Here is a 24,294-nt window from a genome sequence, read left to right as displayed (position 1 = left end):
CGAGTCTCTCGATTTGGTTGCAGCCCGGATGGAGCGAAGCGCAATCCGGGGCCGGAGCAACTGCATCACGCGACCGCTCGCGTGGAACGAATCCCGGATGGCCCTTCGCTCCGTCCGGGCTACGGCTTCCAATTAAGACCGCAACCCCGGCGCTTCCTGCCCGGTGCGCGCGACATATTCCGTGTAGCCGCCACCGAACTGGTGGATGCCTTCCGGCGTCAGTTCCAGCACGCGGTTCGACAGCGTCGCCAGGAAGTGGCGGTCATGCGAGACGAACAGCATGGTGCCCTCGAAATCCGACAGCGCCGTGATCAGCATCTCCTTGGTGGCGAGGTCGAGATGGTTGGTCGGCTCGTCCAGCACCAAAAAGTTCGGCGGATCGAACAGCATCTTGGCCATCACCAGGCGCGCCTTCTCGCCGCCCGACAGCACGCGGCAGCGCTTCTCGACGTCGTCGCCGGAGAAGCCGAAACAGCCGGCGAGCGCGCGCAACGAGCCCTGCCCCGCGGTCGGAAATTGGTCTTCGAGCGACTGGAACACGGTGCGCTCACCGTCGAGCAGATCCATCGCGTGCTGGGCGAAATAGCCCATCTTGACGCTGCCGCCGACTGCCACCGTGCCCTCGTCCGGCTCGCTCGCACCGGCGATGAGCTTGAGCAGCGTCGACTTGCCGGCGCCGTTGACGCCCATCACGCACCAGCGCTCCCTGCGGCGGATCATGAAATCGAGGCCGTCATAGATGCGCTTGCTGCCGTAACCCTTGTGGACGTTCTTGAGCGCCACGACGTCCTCGCCCGAGCGCGGCGCCGGCAGGAAGTCGAACGCGATGCTCTGGCGGCGGCGCGGCGGCTCGACCCGCTCGATCTTGTCGAGCTTCTTCACCCGGCTCTGCACTTGCGCTGCATGCGAGGCGCGCGCCTTGAAGCGCTCGATGAACTTGATCTCCTTGGCGAGCATGGCCTGCTGGCGCTCGAACTGCGCCTGCTGCTGCTTCTCGTTCTGCGCCCGCTGCTGCTCGTAGAACTCGTAGTCGCCGGTATAGGTCGTGAGCGAGCCGGAATCGATCTCGATCACCTTGGAGATCACGCGGTTGATGAACTCGCGATCATGCGAGGTCATCAGCAGCGTGCCTTCGAAATCGTGCAGGAATTTTTCCAGCCAGATCAGGCTTTCGAGATCGAGATGGTTGCTCGGCTCGTCGAGCAGCATGACGTCGGGGCGCATCAAGAGAATACGCGCCAGCGCCACGCGCATCTTCCAGCCGCCGGAAAGCTTGCCGACATCGCCGTCCATCATCTCCTGGCTAAAGCCGAGGCCGGACAGCGCCTCGCGCGCGCGGCCGTCGAGCGCGTAGCCGTCGAGCTCCTCGAACGCGTGCTGCACCTCGCCATAGCGCGCGATGATCTCGTCCATCTGGTCGGCCTTGTCGGGGTCGGCCATAGCGGCCTCGAGCTCGCGCAATTCGGCTGCGACCTCGCTCACGGGACCTGCACCATCCATCACCTCGGCCACGGCGCTGCGGCCGCTCATCTCGCCGACGTCCTGGTTGAAATAGCCGATGGTAATGCCGCGATCGGTCGAAACCTGCCCTTCATCGGGCAGTTCCTCACCGGCGATCATCCGGAACAGCGTGGTCTTTCCCGCGCCGTTCGGGCCGACGAGGCCGATCTTCTCGCCCTTGTTGAGGGCGGCCGAGGCTTCGATGAACAGGATCTGGTGGCCGGCTTGCTTGCTGACGTTGTCGAGGCGGATCATGGGGTCTTTTTGAGAGGGAATGTTGCGTTGCAGCGTCATAGGCCATACGGGCCGCCGGGGGAAGCCCGGCCGGGCCCGGATTCCACCTCCGCCAGACGCCAGCTTCCTGTAATTCATCCCGACGCGACGCTTCGCGCCCGCTGCCTGCCGTCTTGCTGTCCGCTTCCAGCCGAAGCGCGCTGTCCGAGCGGCAAGGCGTGACGTCCGCCAATGTCCCATATAGCGGACTTGCCGCTACCGCCCGTCAGGCGTCGGCTTGTGACCCATAGCGGTCATGGGACCTTCTTTTGCCCGCCTGCATCCGGGAGCCTTTCTCGCAATGATGCTGTTCTCAGCATAGGCGATGCTGTCAACGTGCACGCCGTCGCCAATTGCTCGGGGTGTCCCCGGTCAGCTTCCTGAAGGCGGCGGCGAACGCGGTCTGGGAAGAATAGCCGAGCGCGACCGCGATCGAGAGCACCGACGCGTCGGTGCCGCGCAGCATGTTTTTGGCCTCCTCGAGCCGTTGCTGGCGCCGCCAGGCATGTGGGGAAAGCCCGGTGCTTTCCTTGAAGGCGCGGCAGAAGTGGAATCGCGAAAGACCGGCATCAGAAGCGAGCGCCGCGAGCGATACGTCAGCGTCGATGCCCGAGTGCAGGCGCTCGATGGCGCGGCGCAATACGACCGGTGAGAGGCCGCCCCGCGTCGGCTGGAACGTGGACGGCGCGCCGACATGCGCCGCCAGCAGGCGCGTGGCCAAGAGGTCCATCAGCTGATGCCTGAACAGTGTATCCACGACGACATTGCCCACCACGGCGTCGGTCGCGGTCAGGAGCAATTGGGATGTAATGGGGTCGGGATGCGCCGTTCGCTCCAGCAGATCGGCCGAGGTGGCGCGGTCGACCTCACCTGCAACCCGCTCGAGCGTGGCGTGCGGAAGATAGAGTTGGATGACATCGACAGGTTTCGGAATATCCCACCGGGAGCTCGATCCTTCGGGGATGATGATCACGACTCCGGGACGAAACGTACCGATCGCAACCGCGCTTCCCATCCGCCGCTCCATGCGCTGCACCGTGCCGTTGTAAGCCATGATGACGTGATGGCTCATGGGCGCGACGACGTCGTGCAGCGGGTCATGCTTCCAGTGGGCGATTCCTGCGCCGGAGGAATCCAAAGCCATGTGAAATGGCGTGGTCCCGAGCACCCGCGCCATTTCTGCACCGGCGGGAGGGCGCCCGGCATGAGCCGGAGTGACTTGGCACGCCTCAGGCGCAACTGACGCGTCCTCCAGGGAAGCGCGCAAGATATGCTTGTTCATGAACGTATCCTCGCACTCGGGAGGCGATGCAGGTGGTAAGCCTGCCTCGGCTCGGCCAGGTTTGTTGCGTTGATTGCGAACGTCAGTGCGCGTCGAGTGCAGGCGGGCCAACCATTTCTCGAACCCTCGTTCCCGAAGGGTGAGAAAATGTGTACTGTTTCGAACGGAAAAGACCTTGCAGCCGGCCTGAATTGCGATCGAGTTTTCCTTGGCTTCTTGTCCAGGAAGGATCACAAGTGTCGTTTCTATTCGAAGATTATTGTCTCGATGCCAACCGGCGCGAGCTCAAGCGAGGCTCCGAGCTCATCCCCATCGGACCGAAGGTGTTCGACCTGCTGCTCTTCCTGGTCCGAAACCGGGAACAGGTCGTGACAAGGGACGATCTTCTGAAGGCGGTGTGGGAAGGACGGATCGTGTCCGAATCCACGCTGACCAGCCACGTCAATGCCGTGCGCAAGGCAATCGGGGATACCGGCAAGGAGCAACGCCTGATCCGGACGGTTGCTCGCAGAGGCTTCCGGTTTGTTGGCGAGATCACCGAGGAAGGATTGCCCGCGCGAGCCTCGGTCACAGACCCAGGTACGGATCTTGGCGTTCAACATGTAAAGAACATTCAGGAGCCTATCAGGGCCTTTGAGGTCGATGCGCCGACGGAAACGCGAGAGGCTGCGCCAGTTTTTGCTGCCGAGGCCGGGAGTCCACCTCCGCTGCCCGACAGGCCTTCCATTGCGGTGCTTCCGTTTCAGAATATGTCTGGCGATGTCGAACAGGAATACTTTGCCGATGGAATGGCCGAGGACATCATCACGGCGCTGTCCCGTTTCAAGGCGCCATTTGTCATCGCCCGAAACTCCAGCTTCACCTACAAGGCGCGCGCTGTCGACGTGAAGCAGGTGGGGCGCGAGCTTGGGGTGCGCTACGTGTTGGAAGGGAGCGTTCGCAAGGCGGCAAACCGAGTGCGCATTACGGGACAACTCGTCGATACCGCTACTGGAGCACATATTTGGGCCGATCGGTTTGATGGCGAGCTCGGCGACATCTTCGATTTGCAGGACCAGGTGACTGAAAGCGTTGTCGGGGCGATCGCGCCTGCGGTGGAGAAAGCTGAGATCGAGCGCGCCAAACGCAAGCCGACCGCTAGTCTCGACGCCTATGCCCACTATTTGCGCGGTCTGGCCCGGCTTCATCAGTTTGGTAACCGGCAAGCGAACGACGAGGCATTGCGTCTGTTCAACCGCGCGATAGAGCTCGACCCGGAATTTGCCACCGCCTACGGTCGCGCAGCCTTTTGCTACCTCATTGCCAGGATCAATGGCTGGATTCCGGACACGGCGAACGCGATTGCCGAAGTGAAGAAGCTCACCCAACGGGCAGTTGAGTTGGGCAAGGATGACGCGAACGCGCTCTCCGCTGGCGGGAATGCGTTAGCGTTTGTTGTTGGGGATCTCGGGGTAGGTGCCGGCTTAGTTGATCGCGCGATCGCGCTTAATTCCAATTTGGCTGAGGCATGGAATTTCGGCGGCTGGGTAAAACTCTGGCTCGGCGAGCCGGAATCGGCGATCGAGCGCTTCGCACGAGCCATTCGCCTGAGCCCACTTGATCCGTGGCTGATGGGCATGCGAGCCGGGACCGCGTATGCACATTTCTTTTTGGACCGCTATGACGAAGCGGCATCATGGGCGGCAATGGCATTGCAGTGCAGTCCGGACTATCGACCTGGATTACGTATCACCGCCGCAAGCAACGCAATGGCCGGTCGGCCGGAGCAAGCACACAAGGCCGTGGCTCGGCTGCGAGAACTGAGCCCCACGCTGCGCCTTTCCAATCTCAAAGATGTGCTTGGCCCTTATCGACGTGCTGAGGACGTCGCACGATATGAGGAAGGATTGCGGCAAGCAGGGCTGCCCGAATGACCATCTCGGCCAAGGTACTCGCCTTGGCAACGAGGTGATCGAATAAGCGCAACTTCCGCTATTGGCCCACAGCGGACGCTTTGTAGTCTTTGCTCAGATGTCGACTTGTGACCCGGAGCAGACGTCGATCCCTAGCGATCATGACTTGCCGCAGTTACCCCCGTTGACTAGCTTAGCTGCTGGCAAAATGCCCTGTCGTGAAATTTGCAAGACCGATTTGATAGACTCTGTTTGAACAACATGGGTGTCTTCATGGTTCGGCTTCCGGTTATTTTCTTGCTGGGAATTTTCTGTGCGTCACTGAGCAGTTTGAGCGCTTTCGGACAGAGTTGCGGTACAACGCCGCTCGACGTGCAAATCCTCGGTTCTGGTGGCCCCAGAATGAATCCCACTCGGGCATCGACGAGTTATCTGGTCTGGATCGAGGGGCGCGCAAGAATACTCATCGACATGGGCGGTGGTGCTCAACACCGCTTTGGTGAATCGCAAGCCAAACTCGAAGACTTGTGGATGGTCGGAATAAGCCATCTTCATCCAGATCACGTTTCCGACTTGCCAGCGTTCCTTTGGCTGAGCCACGAGGTCCGCAAGGAACCTCTCAAGGTTTTCGGTCCTACAGGTAACGATGCGGCCCCTGACTTTGCGATTTTCCTCAACAGGCTTTTTGACGAGAAGACTGGCGCATTTCCAGTGCTCGGATCGGCGTTAGGCGGCTCATACGGGGGCAGCGGCGTGCGGCCCGATATGGGGCGCGTTGTGGCGGGTGGCGTTCGACTTGATGTCGGAGTGATTGACGCTGTCAAAAGCGATCCATCCGTGGTTTTGCAGCGCGAGGGAACGACAGTCACGGCACGGAAAATCCCGCATGGAAATATGCCAACCTTGGCCTATCGCGTGCAGACCGGAAATGTGTCGATCGTGTTTAGCTCCGACCAAAACGGCACCGATCCAGGCTTCGTCGAATTCGCAAAGGGCGCGAACCTCCTGATCATGCATCTTGCAATCGCGCCCGGTGCGAATGTTCCCTTGCACGCAACACCGGCAGTCGTCGGACGCGTTGCCCAAGAGGCTGCGGTCAAGCAGCTCATCGTCAGTCATTTCGGTCTGTTTGAACTCGATGCGGCCATCGCTGATTTGCGAACTGCCTACAACGGGCCGCTCATCGTCGGAGCAGACATGCAGTGTACGCCAGTGCTGTGAGACCCACGGTCCTTCGCTGGTTGATGTGGACCTGCCGCTGCCACCCGTCAGGCGTCAGCCTGTGCCCCCTTGGTTGACTTTGCTCAGTGTGTTTCCCGCACCGGCAACTGCCCCCTTGAGCAAAACCAGCTGTGGCCCCGACCAAATCCATGAATGCATCTGCTTTCCTGATCGCGACGGCCTTTGGCGCAGCATTCCTTGCTGTGGAGTACAAGTGGTACTATCAGCCCGACATGTTCAATCCGGATGTCGTGCTCAGCATCTTCTCTAACGAGCACATGAAAGCTCGCGCAGCAGTTCGGCACGTGCTGATCGATCCGGACTCCGCCAAATTCAGCGCATTGCGTTCAGTCGAGGCCGATGCGGCGCGATATGTCTGCGGCGCCGTCAACGCGAGAGACAAATCCGGCCAATCCATCGATGCCGCTTTCGTCTACACTGTGGCCGTTGACTTTGCCCGCATCGACGACGACGGCCGGATCACGCAGCTGCGCTCGGGATTTCGGCGTTGCCCCACTGAAAATGACAAGCTCGCGCAGCAGAAGCCTGCTCTTTCGCCTGGCATGCTGTCCGTTGCGCAAACCGTTCAGAAGGTCGCTCCGCAGGCCGGCACCTCAACTGTGTCAGGTCTGACGACGCGTGCACCTGCGGCAGGCGCAACGGCGTCCGGCGGGACCATGGAGCAGCAGCTCCGCGAGCTGGGCGCACGGACTGTCCCGCCTGAATCGGCCAATGGAGCCCAGGCAAATTTGCCGGGAGAGCGTGGGACCGGCAAGGAGAGTGAGTGGCGAGCCGATCAGCCTCCCGTCGCATGGCCCAAATTCCCTCCGGATCACCCTTTGGCGAGGTCAACCCGGAAACGGAGCCCCTCCGAGGCACTCGCCTTCGCAAAGGGCGTCGAGGAGCGCTGGAACCAAGCTAAGTCGTCCGGAAACGTCGCGATGCGTCCCTCGTCGGACGAAATCAAAGAGGCGTGTCGCGCCTTGCTTGCGATCGATCCCACAGACAGCGAATATCGAAAGGCTTGGGCAACTTTCGTGCACCTGCAAGACATCGACCGCGATGTTGCGATGAAATGAAGCGCGAGAGGTAGAAGAACTGGCCTTCCCGCCTCTGGCCCAAGGACGACATTCGTCCCAGACCACTTCGATGTCACTTTTTGGCATAAGCCGACGCGGCTTCGATGAGGATACGTCCTAGGCCCGCCGCATCAGCTTGAGCGAGGCTGCAAGGCGCAGGCTGCGCTTGCCGGCGAGCGCGATGCCTTCGAGCTCACCGCTATCCGCCGTGCAGGTTCCGGAGAAGCCGATCCCGACCTCATAGCCGCCAAACACGGGGTTTTCGCCCTTCGCCGGCGTGTGCTCCTGGTTCAGCATCTCGCCCTTCCAGCGGCCGTCCGCCGAGGAATAGGAGCCGAGATAGTAGAAGAACGCATCGCCGCCGAGGATGCGGCCGTCGATCAGGAGCATCACGCCCGATAATCCGGCATCGACACCGTCAAGCGCGCGCAGGCTCATCCCATAGAGTCCGTTGGCGATGCCGCCCGGACCGACCGCACCACTCGGAGGCAACCCCTCGTCGTCGAGCCGGGTGAGATTGGCCCAGAATTTGGCGCCCGGCATGGTGTCCGCGCCACCCTCGAGACGGATCTGGTTACCGTGCAGCCGCCCGCGCGCACCGATCGAGGCGATATCGGCTCCCATCAGCGGCTTGTGATTGGGATCCTCGTTGTGCCGTTCGGTGATCACCTCGGCGACGATCTCGCCATCGCGCTCGGCATAGGTTCCAAGGTGCGCGAAGGCCGAATTGCCGCCCAGCATCTTACCGTCATGCAGGCACATGATGCTGCGGCCGAACGCATCGTTGACGCCGTATTCAACCTTGTAGAGTCCGTCCAGCAATTCAATAAGTCCACAAAATCAGAAAAGAATCGCGGGCTACCTAGGCCGTGATCCCATAAATCAGCCGATCGGTCGGCTTGCCAGAGTCCGCTATGCCCCCGATAGCTACCAAATTCCGCAGCACAGCGAAATGATGCGAAGGGCCAAAACCGGAAATCGTCAACTTACCAGGAATACCGCACCACGCCCTTGCCGGCGTAGCTGGTGGTGACGTCGGAGAACTCGCCTTCGAAGGTGGCGGCGGCGGACCAGCCGTTCAGCCATTTCTTCTCGACGGAGGCGGTGACGAGCGCGGAGTCGCTGGCTTGCGCGGCGCCGCCAACGACAAAGGATGCGCCCGGCAATGTCTGGAACGTCGCACCGATATTGCGGCCGGGGTTGAAATCATGCGCCCATGCCAGGCGCCCTCGCAGCGTGAAGATTCCGTCCGCCATCGCATATGATTTGTCGCTGCGAAGGCCGAGCTCGCTGCGCGTATCAGTGACACTCTTCGAGGCGTAGGCGAGCGCAAAGGTGTTGACGCCGGTTACCGCCTGCTCGGCATAGGCAGGCAGGTCGAAGGTGGTGAACTGTCCTGCGGCGTAGGGCGTGATGCCCACCCCGCCCATCCACGGGCTGACAAAGCGATAGCCGCCTTCGACGCGGCCCGAGAAGGCATTGGCGTTGAACTGCGCGCGCAGCTGGTCGATGCCGGCCACCGTCACGGTGCGGTTGGTGGTGATGTCCTGCCAGCCATAAGCCAGCGCGCCGGAGAGATACGCCGCACCCGCATTGTGCCGGATGAAGGCGCCGGCCTGGAACATATCGGATCGGCCAGAGCCGCCATTGACGGTGCTGAAGGTCGTACCACCGCCCGCCAGCGCAAAGCCTGCCAGCGTATTCGGCGAGATACGGTAATCGGCGCCGACCGCGGTGCCTGCGATGCGGCTGGTCGTGTTGTTGGAGCCGAGTGTCGTGTTGCCGTCGGTGGTCTGCGAGCCGCCATAGCCCGCCGCCCACACGCTCCAGCGCTGCGCGAACGGATCGGCCATGACGGGCGCCTTGGTGAACATCGCATGGGCGTCCCGCGCCGCACCGGAACGCGGCTTGTCCGGCGAGGCGTAGGCCGATGCGCCCGCCGATGACCCCGCTGAAACGCCATCGCCGCGACCGTCGATGAAGGGATCGGTCATCACCCCCATGAACCGGTTCATCGCGTTGAAGGTCGTCTGCTGCGAGCCGGTCGCGGTCTCGCCGGAGATCTGGGTCAGTCCCGCCGGCGTCAGCCCGCCGAACGCCAGCGGAATACCGCCGTTGGAGTTGAAGAAATTGACGATCGGGTCGGCGATGTTCCGTTGGTTGTTGTTGAGACCCGTCCCGGGCGGCGGCCCGAAACTGAGAACGAGATTGAGATACGCATTGTTGGCGTCATAGCTCAGGCTCGACGCGAAACCACCCGGCAAGTTGGTGTTGACGATCGAGCCGAACGTGCTGGTGCCGATACCGCCGGTGGCGTTGAGGATGGTGTATTGCTTTGCGACATAGGCCCCGGCTGCGAAAGATGCCTTGACGGTGGCGCCGCCGAACGTCGCCACGCCGGTGACGTTGGTGCGGTCGGCCGCCGAAGGCGACACCTCGACCATGTAGCTCGATGCGGCCGTCAACACGAGATTGCCCTGCACGGTCAACGTACCGATCGAATTGCCGGGCGCCAGCGTGCCGCCATTGATGGTCGTGTTGCCGACCGTGCCGTTGCCGCCGAGCGTGCCGCCGGCATTCACCGTCACCGCGCTGGCCGTGCTCGTGCCGTTGACCGAGAGCAGGCCGCCGTTGACCGTGGTCGCGCCTGTGAAGGTGTTGGTGCCCGTCACATTGGTCGCGCCGCTATTCGCCGTCAGCGTCATGCCGCCGCCGAGGCTGTTCAGCGTGCCGCCGCTTGAGGTCACTGCGCCGGTCAACGCGCCGTTGGCCAACGTGCCGCCCGATAGCGAAACGATATTGATCGTTTGTGCCAGCAAACCGAGATCGAGCGTGCCGCCGGTGTTGATTGTCGTCGCGCTCGTAGCGCTGAATGTGTTCGCCGCAGCGCCCCTTAGCGTGCCGGCATTGATCGTCGTAGCTCCAGTATAAGTGTTGGCGCCAGAAAAGCTGAGCGTGCCGATGCCGCTCTTGGTAATGGCGCTCGATCCACCGGTGCCGCCGAGGCCGTCCGAGGCCGCGGCGCCGCCGGAACCGTTCTGATCGGCGATGGCGTCCGACACCGTGTAGCTGCCGCTGCCACCGAAGGTCAGCGTCGAGCCCTGCACGAAGAGGCCCGTGCCTAAGGCCGAGCCCGCACCGCCGCCATTGGAACCGGTGCCGCCGGCTACGCTGCCGCCCGAGGTCGAGCCGTTGCCGTTGATGGTGAGCGAGCCGCCCTTGACCACGAACACCGCCCCGCCCATGCCGCCGCCGCCGCCGTTCCCGCCACTGGCGCCGTCGCCGCCACCAAAGCCACCCGCCCCAACGGTCCCGCCGCCTCCGCCGCCACCGCCAAACCCACCCGCGCCGCCGCCGCCACCGCCGCCGCCGCCAAAGCCGCCCGCACCGCCGCCGCCGCCGCCGCCGCCACCGAAGCCACCGGCGCCGCCAGGGCCGCTGAAACCACCACCGCCGCCGCCGAAACCACCGCCGCCGCCGCCGTTCAAGCCGGTGCCGCCGCCGCCGCCGAAACCACCCGCCCCGCCGGTCGAGCCGGAACTGCTTGCGCCGCCGAAGCCGCCACCCCCGCCCGCATTTCCGATACCGCCGCCGCCGCCGCCATTGGCACCACCCGTGGTGCCACCACCAAATCCGGCGCCGCCGGCGCCGTTGAGGCCGGCTATCGACAGGAGGCCCGCGGTGCCGTTCGTGCCGTTTCCGCCGGCGCCGCTATAGCCGCCGCCGCCGGCAGCGGCAACGGAACCGCCGAAAATGCCGCCGCCGCCGGGGCCGCCGCCGCCGAAGATGCCGCCGCCGCCGCTGCCGCCGCCGCTGCCACCGAGGCCGCCGCCGCCGCGAAACGTGTTGGTTGTTGCGTTGCCGCCCTTCGCGTTGTTGTTGGCGAAGCTGACATTGCTCAGCGTCACGTCGGCCGACTGGTTGACGAACAGCGCGCCGCCCGCCCCCATGCCGCCGCCGGCGCCGTTGCCGCCGCCCTGGGCGAGGCCCGCGGACAGGATGACGTTGCTGATCGCCACCTGAGGGCGGTCCGCGATGATCGAGCCCGCCACCCCCGCGATGGTCTGCGTCGCGGTGTCAACGCCGACCATAAAGATGCGCTGCGAATTGTTGCCGCTGATGGTGAACCCGTTGCCGTTGATGGTCACCGAGTTGAAGATCGGCGACAGCGGCCCTGACAGCGTGACATTGGTCTGCAGGTTGATGATGAAGCCGCCGGGGGGCGTGGAAGCATTGATCTGCGCGAGCGCGGCGCTAAGCGTGCCGGCGCCGCCAGTCGAGCCCCCCGAGGTGGTGCCGGTGTCGTTGGCGACCGTGACGTTGATCACCGTCTGGGCCTGCGCTCCGGTCGCGAGCGCGCCGAGCAAGACGCCGGCGAACAGCGCCGCGCGCGTCATCGCCGCGCGCATGGTCGCCGCAAAGCGGCTAATCGATCGCTTGCGCCCAACAACGGCCGCGCCGGTTTCCAGCGCGCCTTCAGACGCTACAAAATAAGACAACCCAAACCTCCCCGCAGCCCAAATAGCGACCGTTGAAATTCCATTGCGCCGTTGCGGCGCCGGTCGCGCATGGACCCGTTAAGCGGGGCTCTGTGGAATCAGGTTTAGCGGGGGAACATCGCGGAGTCCGACCAATATCGGCATCCAACAAAGCGCGCCGCCGTATTTGGCCGACTGCGTCACTAATATCACAGGAGGAACGCGGATATCGACATCACCAGATGGCTTTGGAGAGGCGTCGTTCGGGAAGCCGCCACCTCACCACGCATACCGCACGACGCCCTTGCCGGCGTAGCTCTTGGTGAGCTGAGAGAACTCGCCTTCGAAAGTGGCGGCGGCGGACCAGCCGTTCAGCCATTTCTTTTCGGCAGAAGCGGTGACGAGCGCGGAGTCGCTGGCTTGCGCGGCGCCGCCAACGACAAAGGATGCGCCCGGCAGCGTCTGGAACGTCGCGCCGATATTGCGGCCGGGGTTGAAATCATGCGCCCATGCCAGGCGCCCTCGCAGCGTGAAGATTCCGTCCGGCATCGCATATGATTTGTCGCTGCGAAGGCCGAGTTCGCTGCGCGTATCGGTGACACTCTTTGATGCGTAGGCCAGCGCAAAGGTGTTGACGCCGGATACCGCCTGCTCGGCATAGGCCGGCAGGTCGAAGGTGGTGAACTGGCCTGCTGCGTAGGGCGTGATGCCGATGCCGCCCATCCACGGGCTGACAAAGCGATAGCCGCCTTCGACGCGACCCGAGAAGGCATTGGCGTTGAACTGCGCGCGCAATTGGTCGATGCCGGCCACCGTCACGGTGCGGTTGGTGGTGATGTCCTGCCAGCCATAGGCCAGCGCGCCGGAGAGATATGCCGCGCCCGCATTGTGCCGGACGAAGGCGCCGGCCTGGAACATATCGGATCGGCCAGAGCCGCCATTGACGGTGCTGAAGGTCGTACCACCGCCCGCCAGCGCAAAGCCTGCCAGCGTATTCGGCGAGATACGGTAATCGGCGCCGACCGCGGTGCCTGCGATGCGGCTGGTCGTGTTGTTGGAGCCGAGTGTCGTGTTGCCGTCCGTGGTCTGCGAGCCGCCATAGCCTGCCGCCCACACGCTCCAGCGCTGCGCGAACGGATCGGCCATGACGGGCGCCTTGGTGAACATCGCATGGGCGTCCCGCGCCGCACCGGAGCGCGACCTGTCCGGCGAGGCATAGGCCGATGCGCCCGCCGATGATCCCGCTGAAACGCCATCGCCGCGACCGTCGATGAAGGGATCGGTCAGCAATCCCATAAACTGGTTCATCGCGTTGAAGGTCGTCTGCTGCGAGCCGGTCGCGGTCTCGCCGGAGGTTTGCGACAGCGCGGCTGAAAGATTGCTGCCGGTGAGACCAAACAGCGCGACAAAGCCCGGCGGCAGCGCGCCGCCATTGTTGAAGAAGTTGTTGAGCGTGGATGCGACGGTCTGCGGATTGCCCGGCAGCGAGGTGCCGGCGCCGAGCGAGGCCGTGAGGTTCAGCAACACATCGGACAGCGTGTAGCTCAGGCCGGCATTAAAATTCGGCAGCCCGCTCACACCACCGAAACTGGTGCCGCCGAGGCCGCCGGCCGCCGACAGGATGGTGTAGTTCTTGCTGACATAGCTGCCCGGCTGGAAGACCGTTTGCACGGTGGCGCCAGTGAGCGTTGCGGCGCCTGTGACATTGGTGCGGTCGGCCGATGCCGAGACCTCGACGCGGTAGAGGCCGCCGGTGCTGAACGCCAGATTGCCGCCGACCGTCAGCGTGCCGATCGAATTGCCGGGCGCGAGCACGCCGCCGCCGTTGATGGTGGTATTGCCGACGGTGCCGTTGCCGCCGAGCGTGCCACCGGCATTGACCGTCACCGCCGAATTGGCGATGGAGCCGTTGACCGCCAGCGTGCCGCCATTGACCGTGGTCGCCCCGCTATAGGTGTTGGTCGCGGTCAGGATGGTGGTGCCGTTCTCCACCGTCACCGACCCCGCGCCGGAAATGACCGGGGCGAAGTTGTAGTTCGAGGCGGTGTGGTTGAAGACGATGCTGCCGGTGCCTGCCCCGAACGCGACCGAGGGCGTGGTCAGCGTGCCCGGCGCGGTCGCGGCCTGGCCGGAGGCGGCGCCGATATTGAGCGTGCCGGTCGAGCCGGCAAAAGCGGCGATCTGCATGCCCGAAGCCGTCGAGACGGTGCCGCCATTGGCGATCGTCAGCATGCCGGTGCCTAAATAGCCGACAAAGAGGTTGAAGGAATTGGTCCAGGTCGAGCCGGCGCCATCAACCGTCGCGGTGCCGGTCGAGCCGCCATTGTAGCCGAGGAAGCCGTTGCCGACGTTGCTCACCGCGCCGCCGTTCTGGATCGTCAGCGTGCCGGTGCCGCGAAAGCCGACAACGAGGCCGGAATTGGTCCACGACGACCCGGCGCCATCAACCGTCACGGTGCCGGTCGAGCCGGCATTGAAGCCGAGATGGCCGATGGTGGCGTTGCTCACCGCGCCGCCGTTCCGGATCGTCAGCGTGCCGGCGCCGGAATCGCCGACATAGAGCGCGCCGGAACTCCAGGACGAGCCGGCTCCGTCCACCGTTACGGTACCGGTCGAGCCGGCATTGTTGCCGAGATCGCCGATGACGTTGCTCACCGTGCCGCCGTTCCGGATCGTCAGCGTGCCGGCGCCGGAATTGCCGACAACGAGGTTGCCGGAATTGGTCCAGGCCGAGCCGGCACCATCAACCGTCGCGGTGCCGGTCGAGCCGGCAAGGGAGCCGAGAAAGCCGACGGCGTTGCTCACCGCGCCGCCGTTCTGGATCGTCAGCGTGCCGGTGCCGGAATTGCCAACTTTGAGGTCGCCGGAATTGGTCCAGGTCGAGCCGGCGCCGTCAACCGTCGCGGTGCCCGTCGAGCCGGCATTGAAGCCGAGATAGCCGAACCCGGCGTTGCTCATCGTGCCGCCGTTCCGGATCGTCAGCGTGCCGGCGCCAGAATTGCCGACATAGAGCCCGCTGGAACTCCAGGACGAGCCGGCGCCATCGACCGTCATGGTGCCGGTCGAACCGGCATTGGCGCCAAGGATGCCGATGACGTTGCTCCCCGCGCCGCCGTTCCGGATCGTCAGCGTGCCGGTGCCGAAACTGCCAACAACGAGGTCGCCGGAATTGGTCCAGGACGAGCCGGCGCCATCCACCGTTACGGTGCCGGTCGAGCCGCCATTGACGCCGAGATGGCCGGTGACGTTGCTCACCGCGCCGCCGTTCTGGATCGTCAGCGTGCCGGTGTCGTCAAAGCCGACAATGAGGCTGGAACTGGTCCAGGCCGAGCCGGCGCCATCAACCGTCGCGGTGCCGGTCGAGGCGCCGCCGAGATAGCCGGTGCCGGCGTTGCTCACCGTGCCGCCGTTCCGGATCGTCAGCGTGCCGGTGCCGGAATTGCCGACAACGAGGTTGCCGGAATTGGTCCAGGCCGAGCCGGCGCCATCAACCGTCGCGGTGCCGGTCGAGCCGGCAAAGGCGCCGAGATAGCCGGTGGCGCTGCTCACAGCGCCGCCGTTCTGGATCGTCAGCGTGCCGGTGCCGGCTTGGCCGACAATGAACAAGCCGGAATTGGTCCAGGCCGAGCCGGCGCCATCAACCGTCGCGGTGCCGGTCGAGCCGGCAAAGAGGCCGAGATAGCCGAGACCGCTGCTCACCGTGCCGCCGTTCTGGATCGTCAGCGTGCCGGTGTCTGAATAGCCAACAATGACAGTGTTCGCTTGCGCGCCGGTCGCTCCGACCACTGTGGCATTGGGCGCGACGGTGTCGATCTTCGCGGTGCCCGCGCTGGTTGGAACGCCGGCCGACCAGTTGGTGGCGGTGAACCAGTCGGTTGAGGTTCCGCCGGTCCAGTCGGTGGCGCGCGATGGCGTCGATGTCGCCAGGACCAGTCCGAGCGCCACCATGGAGCTGGTGCCCAGCAGGCGGCGGGACAACGCGGCCAAGGTCAGCGCCGCAAAGCGGCTAATCGATCGCTTGCGCGCAACAACGGCCGCGCCGGCTTCCAGCGCGCCTTCAGACGCTACAAAATAAGACAACCCAAATCTCCCCGCAGCCCAGAGAGCGACGTTTGAAATTCCGTTGCGCCGTTGCGGCGCCCGTCGCGCATGGACCCGTTAAGCGGGGCTCTGCGGTATCAGGTTTAGCGGGGGAACATCGCGGTGTCCGACTAATATCGGTCTTCCGACAAAGTGCGCGCCGTATCTGGCCGATTGCGTCATTAATATCACAGGAGGAACGCGGACAGGATATGAACGTCACCAGTTGGCTTAAGAGGCGAGGTCCGTTGCGGGTCATTCGCGACCAGGTCGAACCAGTTAGCGGCGCCTCGCAGGGCCAATGCGGCTTGATGGTATCACCGCGGACATGATTCAAGCCCCGAAACTGGAGCCTCGAATCATGCGCTACGAACTCAGACGCACCGAGGTCATCCGGCTTTTCAGCGCAGGGCCGGGAGCGGAGCCCACTCGCCGCATGATGCCATCATGCCCCTGTTTTGCCCGACGGGTCAATTGATTTTCGTAAAATACGAACTTAGTGATTTCGACGACTTGGCTACTGTGCATGGGGTTGTTTTTGACTTTTTGTTTCGTGCGATCCCGGGCGGCCCTCCTCATGTTGTGATTCAACGGCCCGTGCCGGAGCTGGTTCATCCTTGAGGCCCCTTCGAACCCGCCGGAGTGAGCGCACGACAAAGCGGCATGAACCAGACAGAGCCTTCAGCCGAAGCGCAAATCGCAACGATCATTGCCAGCGCTGCAAAGCAGCCGCTGCTCGATGCGGCCTTCGAGCTCTGGTGCCGGCGCTACCGGCTCGACTCACTCGACGGACGCCCGAGCGACGAAGAGGTTCGCGTCAATCGCACGCTCACGCCGGAGCAGTTCCGCGCGAAGTACCGCTACGACCGCGACCACGCCCATGAAGGGCCGATGTTCGGTTATGTGAAGCGCGCCCATCCACGCGCCGATGACGCAGCAATCCGGGAGGCCATCATCATCGCCGTGAAGTTCGAAGATGCCACCTTCGAGCACTTCAACTGGAACGGCGATTTCTGGGAGTGCGTCGTGCGCGCCGTCGCGCGCGCGGCCGCTCAATATCCGGACTTTCTCGAGACGACTTATCGCGACGCCCGCAACAACGTCGCCTACTACTACAAGTGAGCTAGAAGCACAGCGTGGTGACGAGCTTGCCCTGCTTGTCCTTGATCGCATAGGGGCAGCGCAGCCGCTCCAGCGCCTTCTTGGCGTCCTCGTCGCCGAGCGCGGCGGCACGTTCGTAGTAGGTCTTTGCGGCGTCCTTGTCCTTGGCACCGCCGCGGCCTTCCTGCGCGAAGGCGCCCATCCGCTCCAGCGCGCCGGGATGGTTTTGCGCCGCCGCCTTCTCGAACATCGCGCGCGCCGCGACGTCGTCCCTCTCCCCGCCGTTGCCGTTGGAGAGCATCAGGCCAAGCTGGTACTGCGCCTCCGCGTTGGTCTCGGCCGCCCTGCCGAGCAGCGCGCGCGCCTGTGCGGGGTCGGCCGGCGCAGCACCGCCGGCGCCGCCGAGCGCGGCAAGATTGCTGACACCGCGAGGATTGCCGGCCTGCGCCGCCCGCTCGAACAGCTTGCGTGCTTGTGCTTCGTCTTTCGCAACACCGGAGCCGGTGCCGTAGGCGACACCGAGCTCGACCATCGCCGCGCTCGATCCCTTGTCGGCCGCCTTGCGCCAGGCAGCGATCGCCTCCGCCGTCTGCCGGTTGGCGGCATAGGCGCGGCCGAGCGCGAACATCGCGCGCCGCGACGACGGTGCGGCCTGCTTGCAGAATTTGACGGCGGTCGCAATGTCGGATGCAGCAAGCTCCGTCACGCCCTTCACATCGGCCGGCTTGTCGGGGTCGCTGGGATCGGCGGCCAGCCGGTCGCACAGGACGAGATCGGCCGACTGCGCATGCGCCGATAACGGCGCTGCAAGCGCGAGGAGGATGGCAAGGAGACAAGTCCGCATGGGCGCCACGTTGCGTCTCTGCTCCGGCAAATTCAAGGCTCGAGTCCCGATTGGCGCAGCACCGGTACGACCTCCGGCGATGCCAGATAGCGCAGCAGCCGATCGGCCGCTTTGGCATGTCTGGCGTTGGCCATGCGGCCGGCGGAGAACACAGCCGGTGTCTGCAAATCCTGCGGGATCGGGCCGACGACCTCGATGCCATCGACCTGCTTCAGCTCGCTGATCTGCTGCACGGCGAGGTCGGCCTCGCCGCTGACGAGCCGCTCCGCCGTAAAGCCCTGCTCGACGATGGTGGCCTTGGCGTTGATCTCGGCCGCGATACCCCATCGCTGGATCAGCTGGGCGAAATAGACACCGCTCGCGCCCAGCCGCGAATAGGCGACGGATCGCGTCGCGAGCAGCGACTTGCGCAATGCAGCTTCGGTGGAGATGTCGGGATGCACGCGCCCTGCCCGCACAGCAATGCCGACGAAGGAGCGCGCCAGATCGGCCGCGCTACCTGCCGCCACGCGGCCCTCGCCGATCATCTCGTCGAGCCCCTCACGGGTGAGGATCACGAGATCGGCGGCCTCGCCGTCGCGTAGCCGTTTCAGCAGTGCCAGGGTTGGCGCGAAGTCGGCATCGACATGGATGCCGTGGGCAGCCTCGAAGGCGGAGGACAGGCTGCGCATCGCGCCCATCAGGCCGAGCGTCGAGAGCATGCGAATTTTTTCCATGGGCTATTCCTGTCGCGATCAGGCGCGATGCATCAGCTTGAGCGCGGCGGTCAGGCGCAGGCTGCGCTTGCCGGCGAGCGCCGTTGCCTCCAGCACCGCCTGCTCCGCGTCATAGGTGCCGGAGAAACCGATGCCGACCTCGTGGCCGCCGAAGATCGGATCGTCCTTGGCCGGCGTGTGCTCCTGGTTGAGGATCTGCCCCTTCCAGCGGCCATTCGCAGCAGTGTAGCTGCCGAGATAGTAGAACGAGGCATCGCCGCCGAGGATGCGGCCCTGGTTGAGCAGCATCACGCCGGTCAGGCCGCCATCGACGCCGTCGAGCATGCGCAGGTGCACCGAATAGAGCCCGTCGGCGATGCCGGCCTCGCCGACGCCGCCCGCGATCGGCACCTCGTCTTCAGTGATCGGCGTCATCACCGACTGGAAGGGCACGCCGGGCAGCTCTTTCAGCTCGCCCTTGAAGCGATAGAGATCGCCGTCCGCCCAGCCTTTCGCAAGCAAGGTCGCATCGTCGGTGCCGGCCATGGCGCGGTAGTTCGGGTCGGGGTTGTGGCGGACCGTCTTGATGACGATGTCGACGCCGGCTTCGGTCCTCTCATAGCTGCCGATATGAGCGAAGGCCGAATTGCCGCCGAGCATCTTGCCATTGCCGACATGCATCACGCTCCGGCCGACCGCGTCGCCGAGCTGAAATCGCACCTTGTAGAAGCCTTCAAACACCAGCCGTGTCCCCGGCCCCGCGCATCCCGGGGCATTCTATCCCGGTTTCGCCGGCGATGGACAGACTTCAAGCCGGCATGGCCGGCAGACCCACAACGACGGCTGTCATCGGAATGCAAAAATCCGCCGGAGCCTTTTCGGCTCCGGCGGATTGAAGACCAACCCGGGCCAGCCCCCCGGCCCGGGCCGGGAGGATCTTAGGCCGCGGCCTTCTTGTCGGCCGGCACGGACGCGATCGTCTTCAGGATCTGCGAAGCGATCTGGTATGGGTCGCCCTGCGAGTTCGGACGGCGGTCTTCCAGATAGCCCTTGTAGCCGTTGTTGGCGAAGGAGTGCGGAACGCGGATCGAGGCGCCGCGATCGGCAACGCCGTAGCTGAACTTGTTCCACGGCGCGGTCTCGTGCTTGCCGGTCAGACGCTTGTCGTTGTCCGGGCCGTAGACGGCGATGTGGTCCATCAGGTTCTTGTCGAAGGCCGCCATCAGCGCCTCGAAGTACTCCTTGCCGCCGACCGTACGCATGTACTCGGTCGAGAAGTTGGCGTGCATGCCCGAGCCGTTCCAGTCGGTGTCGCCGAGCGGCTTGCAGTGGAACTCGATGTCGATGCCGTACTTCTCGGTCAGGCGCAGCATCAGGTAGCGGGCCATCCACATTTCGTCAGCGGCCTTCTTGGAGCCCTTGCCGAAGATCTGGAATTCCCACTGGCCCTTCGCGACTTCCGCGTTGATGCCTTCATGGTTGATGCCGGCAGCCAGGCAGAGGTCGAGATGCTCTTCGACGATCTTGCGGGCGACGTCGCCGACGTTGGAGAAGCCGACGCCGGTGTAGTACGGGCCCTGCGGCGCCGGATAACCCGAGGCCGGGAAGCCGAGCGGACGGCCGTCCTTGTAGAAGAAGTATTCCTGCTCGAAGCCGAACCATGCGCCGGCGTCATCGAGGATGGTGGCGCGCTTGTTGGAGGCGTGCGGGGTCTTGCCATCGGGCATCATGACTTCGCACATCACGAGCACGCCGTTGGTGCGCGCGGCGTCCGGGAACACGGCGACCGGCTTCAGCACGCAATCGGAGCTGTGGCCTTCGGCCTGCTGCGTGGAGGAGCCATCGAAGCCCCAGAGCGGAAGCTGTTCGAGCGTCGGGAACGACGCGAATTCCTTGATCTGTGTTTTGCCGCGCAAGTTCGGAGTCGGCGTATATCCGTCGAGCCAAATGTACTCGAGCTTATACTTGGTCATTGAGCCTCTCTGTAGATGATGCGAAAGGTGGGGTTGAGAGCCCCCGCACGTTTGTACCCGGCCATCATCGGCCGACCCTCTACAAGCATTTTGCGTGCCAAAAGGCCGCAGCGCGGGAGGTTTTCCACCGCCGCCGGGATCGGCCCGCCGACGGCAAACCGTCCTCGGCGGCATGCGTCATAGCCGCGCACCTTCGCGTGAAGCTGCACCGCAAAAATCCCGCGGAAAACGCCTGATTCTGGAGCAGACGCACCGTTGCCGGAGGTTGCCGATGAAACGCGCATCAACGTCCGGCAACTTTCGCAAAGTCCTGCGCCCTGCCTAGCAACCTTTGGAATGGCCCAGGCGTTAGCCACCGACACGGTGCCTTAGGGGATGCAGAGGGTCACATGCCTACAGATTAGGCAGCAACTGATTTCCTTTTCAGCACTTTCCAATTCGGGATGCGCGGCCGATATGGAGAATCCAGTAACCACAATCGAACGAGTCGGGCGCACCATGGAGGCCAAGGCGCTTCGACCCAGGAGCAATCGCAATGATGAATAATGGTCTGAATCACGGATCTGCAACGATCTACCAATTCCCTGTCGGGGGCCGCGCGGCTCTCGCCGGACGCCGCTATGGCGACACCCGTCTTCCCGCCGATCATGCTTCGCTTCCCGCGAACGTCTCGATCTGCAGCGACAGCTGGTACCACCAGGATGCGGTCGACGAAGCAAAGCCCAAATGGGAACGCTAATGTTTGTGTTTGGTATGATACCGCCGCGCTCGCGCAAGCGTCCGACGGAAGTTTGAAAAAGGGTCGAAACAACGAGGTTTCGGCCCTTTTTGATTCCTGCTGGACTCCCGGCTAGAGGGCGGGCTTTTCGATCACCGTGCAGGAAGTGACCGGCCGCTTCAGATGCTGGACCGTGGTCGCTCCGGTCTTGCCGATCCTCAGTGTGATCCCTGCCCCCGAATAGCGGGTGCCAGAAAGCGCCAGCCGCTTCTTCAGCGTGACAGGTTCGCCGTCGATCTGGAGGAAGGCGCGTTTGTCATCGTCATAAAATCCCACGATGAACTGCGTACCATCGGCACAGCGATAGGTCCGGAACGTCTGCGCATCCGCCTGTCCCGCACCGATAATTCCGCCCGACAGCATGGTGATCGCCAAAACAATGGCCTTGTGCCGGCCCATGATTACCCCCTGAATGCACTCAAGGACGCCGTAGTGCGTCCAGTGGAAACATAACCCAAGCTGATCTCATGCCAGATTCCCCTGCCCGCCACCTCGCCCTGCAAGGCGCCAGCAATTTTCGCGACCTCGGCGGCTATCCGACTTCGGATGGCCGCACCACGCGCTGGCGCCACATCTTCCGCTCCAACCATCTCGGCCAGCTCACGGCCGCCGACGTCGAGATCGTCCGTGCGCTAGGCGTGCGTAGCGCCTTCGATTTTCGCGGCGTCGAGGAGCGCGCGGCCGGCGTCTGCGTCGTGAACGAGATCACCGTGCATTCGCTGCCGATCGAGCCGACCGTGGTGGCCGCGCTGCGCGCCGAGCTTGCCAAGGGCAGGCTCACCGCGCCGGTCGCGCTCGAGCTCATGCGGGAGTCCTACCGCAACTATGTCCGCCACAACACGCACAGTTTTCGCGCGCTGTTCGACCATCTCCTGGAAGACCGCGCGCCGCTGGTGATCCACTGCACCGCCGGCAAGGACCGCACTGGCTTTGCAAGCGCGCTGATCTTGCATGCGCTCGGCGTGGCCGACGAGGTCATTGCCGAGGACTACCTGTTGACCAACCAACACTACAGGCGCGACGCATCGAACGCTTCCGATCTTCCCGCCGACGTCCTCGATGCGATCGGCGGCGTCGAAGCCTCATATCTTGGTGCTGCCTTCGAGGCCGTCTCCAACGAATATGGCGGTCTCGAAACCTACTTGCGCGACGGCCTCAAGCTCGGCACACCGGAGCAAACCGCGCTGAAGGCGCGTTATCTGCAATCGTAAGCGGCCGTGCCGGGAGAACGACGATGCAAGGCAAGGTTCTGATCGTGACGGGCGCGCTCGGCGCCCTTGGCAAGGTTGTCGCCGAGACAGCGTTGGCGCGCGGCGCGCGTGTGGCCGGCATCGATCACGCGCCCTCGCAGATGTCGGCAACGCCCGAACGCATCGAGATCGGCGGCGTTGATCTGTCCGACCCAGCACAAGCGAAGACGGCGGTCGAGGCGGCGGCAAAGCACTTCGGCAGGCTGGATGCGCTGATCAACATCGCCGGCGGCTTCGCGTTCGAGACCGTGGGCGACGGCGACATCAAGACGTGGCAGCGCATGCATGCGCTCAACGTGCTGACGGCCCTCAACACCTCGCACGCGGCGCTGCCGCATCTCGCCGCGTCCGGGGCTGGCCGCATCGTCAATATCGGCGCCATGGGCGCGCTTCAGGCAGGTTCCGGCATGGGCCCCTATGCGGCGTCGAAAGCCGGCGTGCATCGCCTCACCGAGGCGCTTGCCAACGAGTGGAAGGGCAAGGTGACCGTGAACGCGGTGCTGCCATCGATCATCGACACCAAGGCCAACCGCGCCGACATGCCGAAGGCGGATTTTTCCAAATGGGTGACGCCGCAGGAACTCGCCGAAGTGATCCTGTTCCTCGTCAGCGATGCCGCGAGCGGCGTCACCGGCGCGCTGATCCCGGTGAGCGGCCGGGTTTAGTCCGGCACCAATAGCCGCAGATCGCCTTTGAAGCGGATGCTCTGCTTGCCGGCGAGCGCGATGCCTTCGCCATAGGCGGTCTCGCCTGTGTAGGTGCCGCTGAAGCCGATAGTCACGACCTTGCGGCCCCACACCGGGCGCTCGTCGAACGAGGGCGAATGCTCCTCGTTGGTCAACTCGCCCTTCCACTTGCCGTCGGCCGAGGTGTAGCTGCCATAGGCGAAGAAGAATGAATCGCCGCCTCGCATGGTGCCGTCGCGCAGCACCATGACGCCCTGATTGCCGCCCTGGACGGCATCCAGCATCTCGATGCGAATGTGATAGAGGCCATTCCTGATCGTCATCTTCGTAAAGCGCCCGACTGTCCCGGTCGCAGGATAACCGCACCATCGGTTCCCGATCAAATGGCGCAGAGCCACAACTGCGTTCCGGGCTAAACTGGCCGCAACTGATTCTCGGATCGGAACGCAAGACCCGGACGCTTTCCTTGGAAACCGCGCTTTATCTACCCGTCAAACGCTTCCTCGAAGAGCTCGGCTTCACGGTCAAGGGCGAGATCGGCGGCTGCGACCTCGTCGGCCTCAGCGCGGGCGATCCGCCTGTCGTGGTGATTGGTGAGCTCAAGCTCGCCTTCAATCTCGAGCTGATCCTCCAGGCGGTTGACCGCGCACCGGCCGGCGACGAGGTCTGGATCGCTGCAAAGATGTCGATCCGCGGCAAGGGACGCGAGAGCGATGCGCGTTATCGCAATCTGTGCCGCCGCCTCGGCTTCGGTATGCTTGGGGTCACTGACCGCGGCCAGGTCGAGGTGCTGGTGAAGCCACCGACGGCAGCGCCGCGCCGCGAGCCGAAAAAGCGCTCTCGCCTCGTCGCCGAACATCAGCGCCGCCAGGGCGATCCCGTGCTCGGCGGCAGCACCCGCGCGCCGATCATGACGGCCTATCGCCAGCAGGCGCTGGCCTGTGCGTCGGAACTCGTCGGCGGGCCACGAAAGGTGCGCGAATTGCGCAAGCGCTGTCCCGATGCCGGCAAGATCTTGCTTAACAATGTGTATGGCTGGTTCGAACGTGCGGACCGGGGAATCTACGGGCTGACCGAGGCCGGACACGCGGCGCTGAAACGCTGGCCGCAGGCACCGATGAAAGAAACGCCCCGCGAGGCATCGCCCCCCTAGCGGAAATCA

Annotated in this window: 20 protein-coding genes; 8 read left to right on the top strand and 12 right to left on the bottom strand. The window is 64.2% G+C overall.

Translation table 11 applies throughout. From position 1 onward, the window contains the following. Nucleotides 1–132: 132 nt before the first annotated feature. Both ABIB95_RS05240 and ABIB95_RS05235 read right to left on the bottom strand, forming a co-directional pair. Entirely contained in the window at nt 133–1,755 is a 1,623-nt protein-coding gene (locus ABIB95_RS05240; protein WP_354238111.1) for an ABC-F family ATP-binding cassette domain-containing protein, read from the bottom strand. Nucleotides 1,756–2,104: 349 nt separating this feature from the next. Continuing rightward, entirely contained in the window at nt 2,105–3,055 is a 951-nt protein-coding gene (locus tag ABIB95_RS05235; protein ID WP_354238159.1) for a helix-turn-helix domain-containing protein, read from the bottom strand. Nucleotides 3,056–3,291: 236 nt separating this feature from the next. On the opposite strand from ABIB95_RS05235, the gene ABIB95_RS05230 reads away from it, so the two are divergent. The 3 genes from ABIB95_RS05230 to ABIB95_RS05220 all read left to right on the top strand — a co-directional run bounded on the left by ABIB95_RS05230 (nt 3,292) and on the right by ABIB95_RS05220 (nt 7,247). Further along, nucleotides 3,292–4,968: a winged helix-turn-helix domain-containing tetratricopeptide repeat protein gene (locus tag ABIB95_RS05230; protein ID WP_354238110.1), complete on the top strand. Its 1,677-nt coding sequence runs from the start codon at nt 3,292–3,294 to the stop codon at nt 4,966–4,968. Nucleotides 4,969–5,208: 240 nt separating this feature from the next. Continuing rightward, the gene (locus ABIB95_RS05225) at nt 5,209–6,168 is read left to right on the top strand and encodes an MBL fold metallo-hydrolase (RefSeq protein ID WP_085399220.1); all 960 of its coding nucleotides are present in this window, start codon (nt 5,209–5,211) and stop codon (nt 6,166–6,168) included. 149 nt (nt 6,169–6,317) lie between these two features. Then, nucleotides 6,318–7,247 carry a hypothetical protein gene (locus tag ABIB95_RS05220; RefSeq protein ID WP_354238158.1) on the top strand — a complete coding sequence of 310 codons (930 nt, stop codon included), beginning with the start codon at nt 6,318–6,320 and terminating at the stop codon, nt 7,245–7,247. A gap of 117 nt (nt 7,248–7,364) precedes the next feature. Here the strand turns inward: ABIB95_RS05220 and ABIB95_RS05215 are convergent, their stop codons facing one another. The 4 genes from ABIB95_RS05215 to ABIB95_RS05200 all read right to left on the bottom strand — a co-directional run bounded on the left by ABIB95_RS05215 (nt 7,365) and on the right by ABIB95_RS05200 (nt 16,420). Further along, a complete protein-coding gene (locus ABIB95_RS05215; RefSeq protein ID WP_354238109.1) occupies nt 7,365–8,069 on the bottom strand; it encodes a GrlR family regulatory protein in 705 nt (234 codons plus the stop codon). 164 nt (nt 8,070–8,233) lie between these two features. Next, nucleotides 8,234–11,746, bottom strand: a complete 3,513-nt coding sequence (locus ABIB95_RS05210) for an autotransporter domain-containing protein (RefSeq protein ID WP_354238108.1) — start codon at nt 11,744–11,746, stop codon at nt 8,234–8,236. Between the two features lie 258 nt (nt 11,747–12,004). Then, nucleotides 12,005–15,805: an autotransporter domain-containing protein gene (locus tag ABIB95_RS05205; protein ID WP_354238107.1), complete on the bottom strand. Its 3,801-nt coding sequence runs from the start codon at nt 15,803–15,805 to the stop codon at nt 12,005–12,007. A gap of 366 nt (nt 15,806–16,171) precedes the next feature. Beyond that, complete coding sequence (locus ABIB95_RS05200) at nt 16,172–16,420, bottom strand: hypothetical protein (RefSeq protein ID WP_354238106.1); 249 nt, start codon at nt 16,418–16,420, stop codon at nt 16,172–16,174. A gap of 48 nt (nt 16,421–16,468) precedes the next feature. Here ABIB95_RS05200 and ABIB95_RS05195 point away from each other — a divergent pair, with 48 nt between their 5' ends. Continuing rightward, nucleotides 16,469–16,927, top strand: a complete 459-nt coding sequence (locus tag ABIB95_RS05195) for a hypothetical protein (protein ID WP_354238105.1) — start codon at nt 16,469–16,471, stop codon at nt 16,925–16,927. A gap of 1 nt (nt 16,928) precedes the next feature. Here ABIB95_RS05195 and ABIB95_RS05190 read toward each other — a convergent pair whose 3' ends face one another. From ABIB95_RS05190 to ABIB95_RS05175, 4 genes are all read right to left on the bottom strand, one after another. Beyond that, entirely contained in the window at nt 16,929–17,750 is an 822-nt protein-coding gene (locus ABIB95_RS05190; RefSeq protein WP_354238104.1) for a tetratricopeptide repeat protein, read from the bottom strand. Between the two features lie 32 nt (nt 17,751–17,782). Then, nucleotides 17,783–18,466: a substrate-binding domain-containing protein gene (locus tag ABIB95_RS05185; RefSeq protein WP_354238103.1), complete on the bottom strand. Its 684-nt coding sequence runs from the start codon at nt 18,464–18,466 to the stop codon at nt 17,783–17,785. Nucleotides 18,467–18,484: 18 nt separating this feature from the next. Further along, a complete protein-coding gene (locus ABIB95_RS05180; RefSeq protein WP_354238102.1) occupies nt 18,485–19,186 on the bottom strand; it encodes a GrlR family regulatory protein in 702 nt (233 codons plus the stop codon). A gap of 197 nt (nt 19,187–19,383) precedes the next feature. Then, on the bottom strand, nt 19,384–20,418 hold the full coding sequence (locus ABIB95_RS05175; protein ID WP_063983625.1) for a glutamine synthetase beta-grasp domain-containing protein: 1,035 nt from the start codon (nt 20,416–20,418) through the stop codon (nt 19,384–19,386). A gap of 535 nt (nt 20,419–20,953) precedes the next feature. On the opposite strand from ABIB95_RS05175, the gene ABIB95_RS05170 reads away from it, so the two are divergent. Next, complete coding sequence (locus ABIB95_RS05170; protein ID WP_028147811.1) at nt 20,954–21,157, top strand: DUF2735 domain-containing protein; 204 nt, start codon at nt 20,954–20,956, stop codon at nt 21,155–21,157. 111 nt (nt 21,158–21,268) lie between these two features. On the opposite strand, the gene ABIB95_RS05165 is transcribed toward ABIB95_RS05170, so the two are convergent. Beyond that, a complete protein-coding gene (locus ABIB95_RS05165; RefSeq protein WP_063983627.1) occupies nt 21,269–21,595 on the bottom strand; it encodes an MliC family protein in 327 nt (108 codons plus the stop codon). Nucleotides 21,596–21,663: 68 nt separating this feature from the next. Here ABIB95_RS05165 and ABIB95_RS05160 point away from each other — a divergent pair, with 68 nt between their 5' ends. After that, a complete protein-coding gene (locus ABIB95_RS05160) occupies nt 21,664–22,407 on the top strand; it encodes a tyrosine-protein phosphatase (RefSeq protein ID WP_354238101.1) in 744 nt (247 codons plus the stop codon). A gap of 23 nt (nt 22,408–22,430) precedes the next feature. Then, a complete protein-coding gene (locus tag ABIB95_RS05155) occupies nt 22,431–23,111 on the top strand; it encodes an SDR family oxidoreductase (RefSeq protein ID WP_063983629.1) in 681 nt (226 codons plus the stop codon). Here ABIB95_RS05155 and ABIB95_RS05150 read toward each other — a convergent pair. Then, nucleotides 23,108–23,455, bottom strand: coding sequence for a GrlR family regulatory protein (locus ABIB95_RS05150; protein WP_063983630.1), 348 nt, complete (start codon nt 23,453–23,455; stop codon nt 23,108–23,110). The two genes, ABIB95_RS05155 and ABIB95_RS05150, sit on opposite strands and share 4 nt — an antisense overlap. A gap of 143 nt (nt 23,456–23,598) precedes the next feature. On the opposite strand from ABIB95_RS05150, the gene ABIB95_RS05145 reads away from it, so the two are divergent. Continuing rightward, nucleotides 23,599–24,285, top strand: coding sequence for a DUF2161 domain-containing phosphodiesterase (locus ABIB95_RS05145; RefSeq protein ID WP_063983631.1), 687 nt, complete (start codon nt 23,599–23,601; stop codon nt 24,283–24,285). The last annotated feature ends 9 nt before the right edge of the window (nt 24,286–24,294 follow it).

It is taken from the genome of Bradyrhizobium sp. LA2.1 (assembly GCF_040547725.1).
Taxonomy (GTDB): Bacteria; Pseudomonadota; Alphaproteobacteria; order Rhizobiales; family Xanthobacteraceae; genus Bradyrhizobium; species Bradyrhizobium barranii.
Note: the sequence above shows the minus strand (reverse complement) of the source record. Positions and strands in the feature narration are given on the sequence as shown.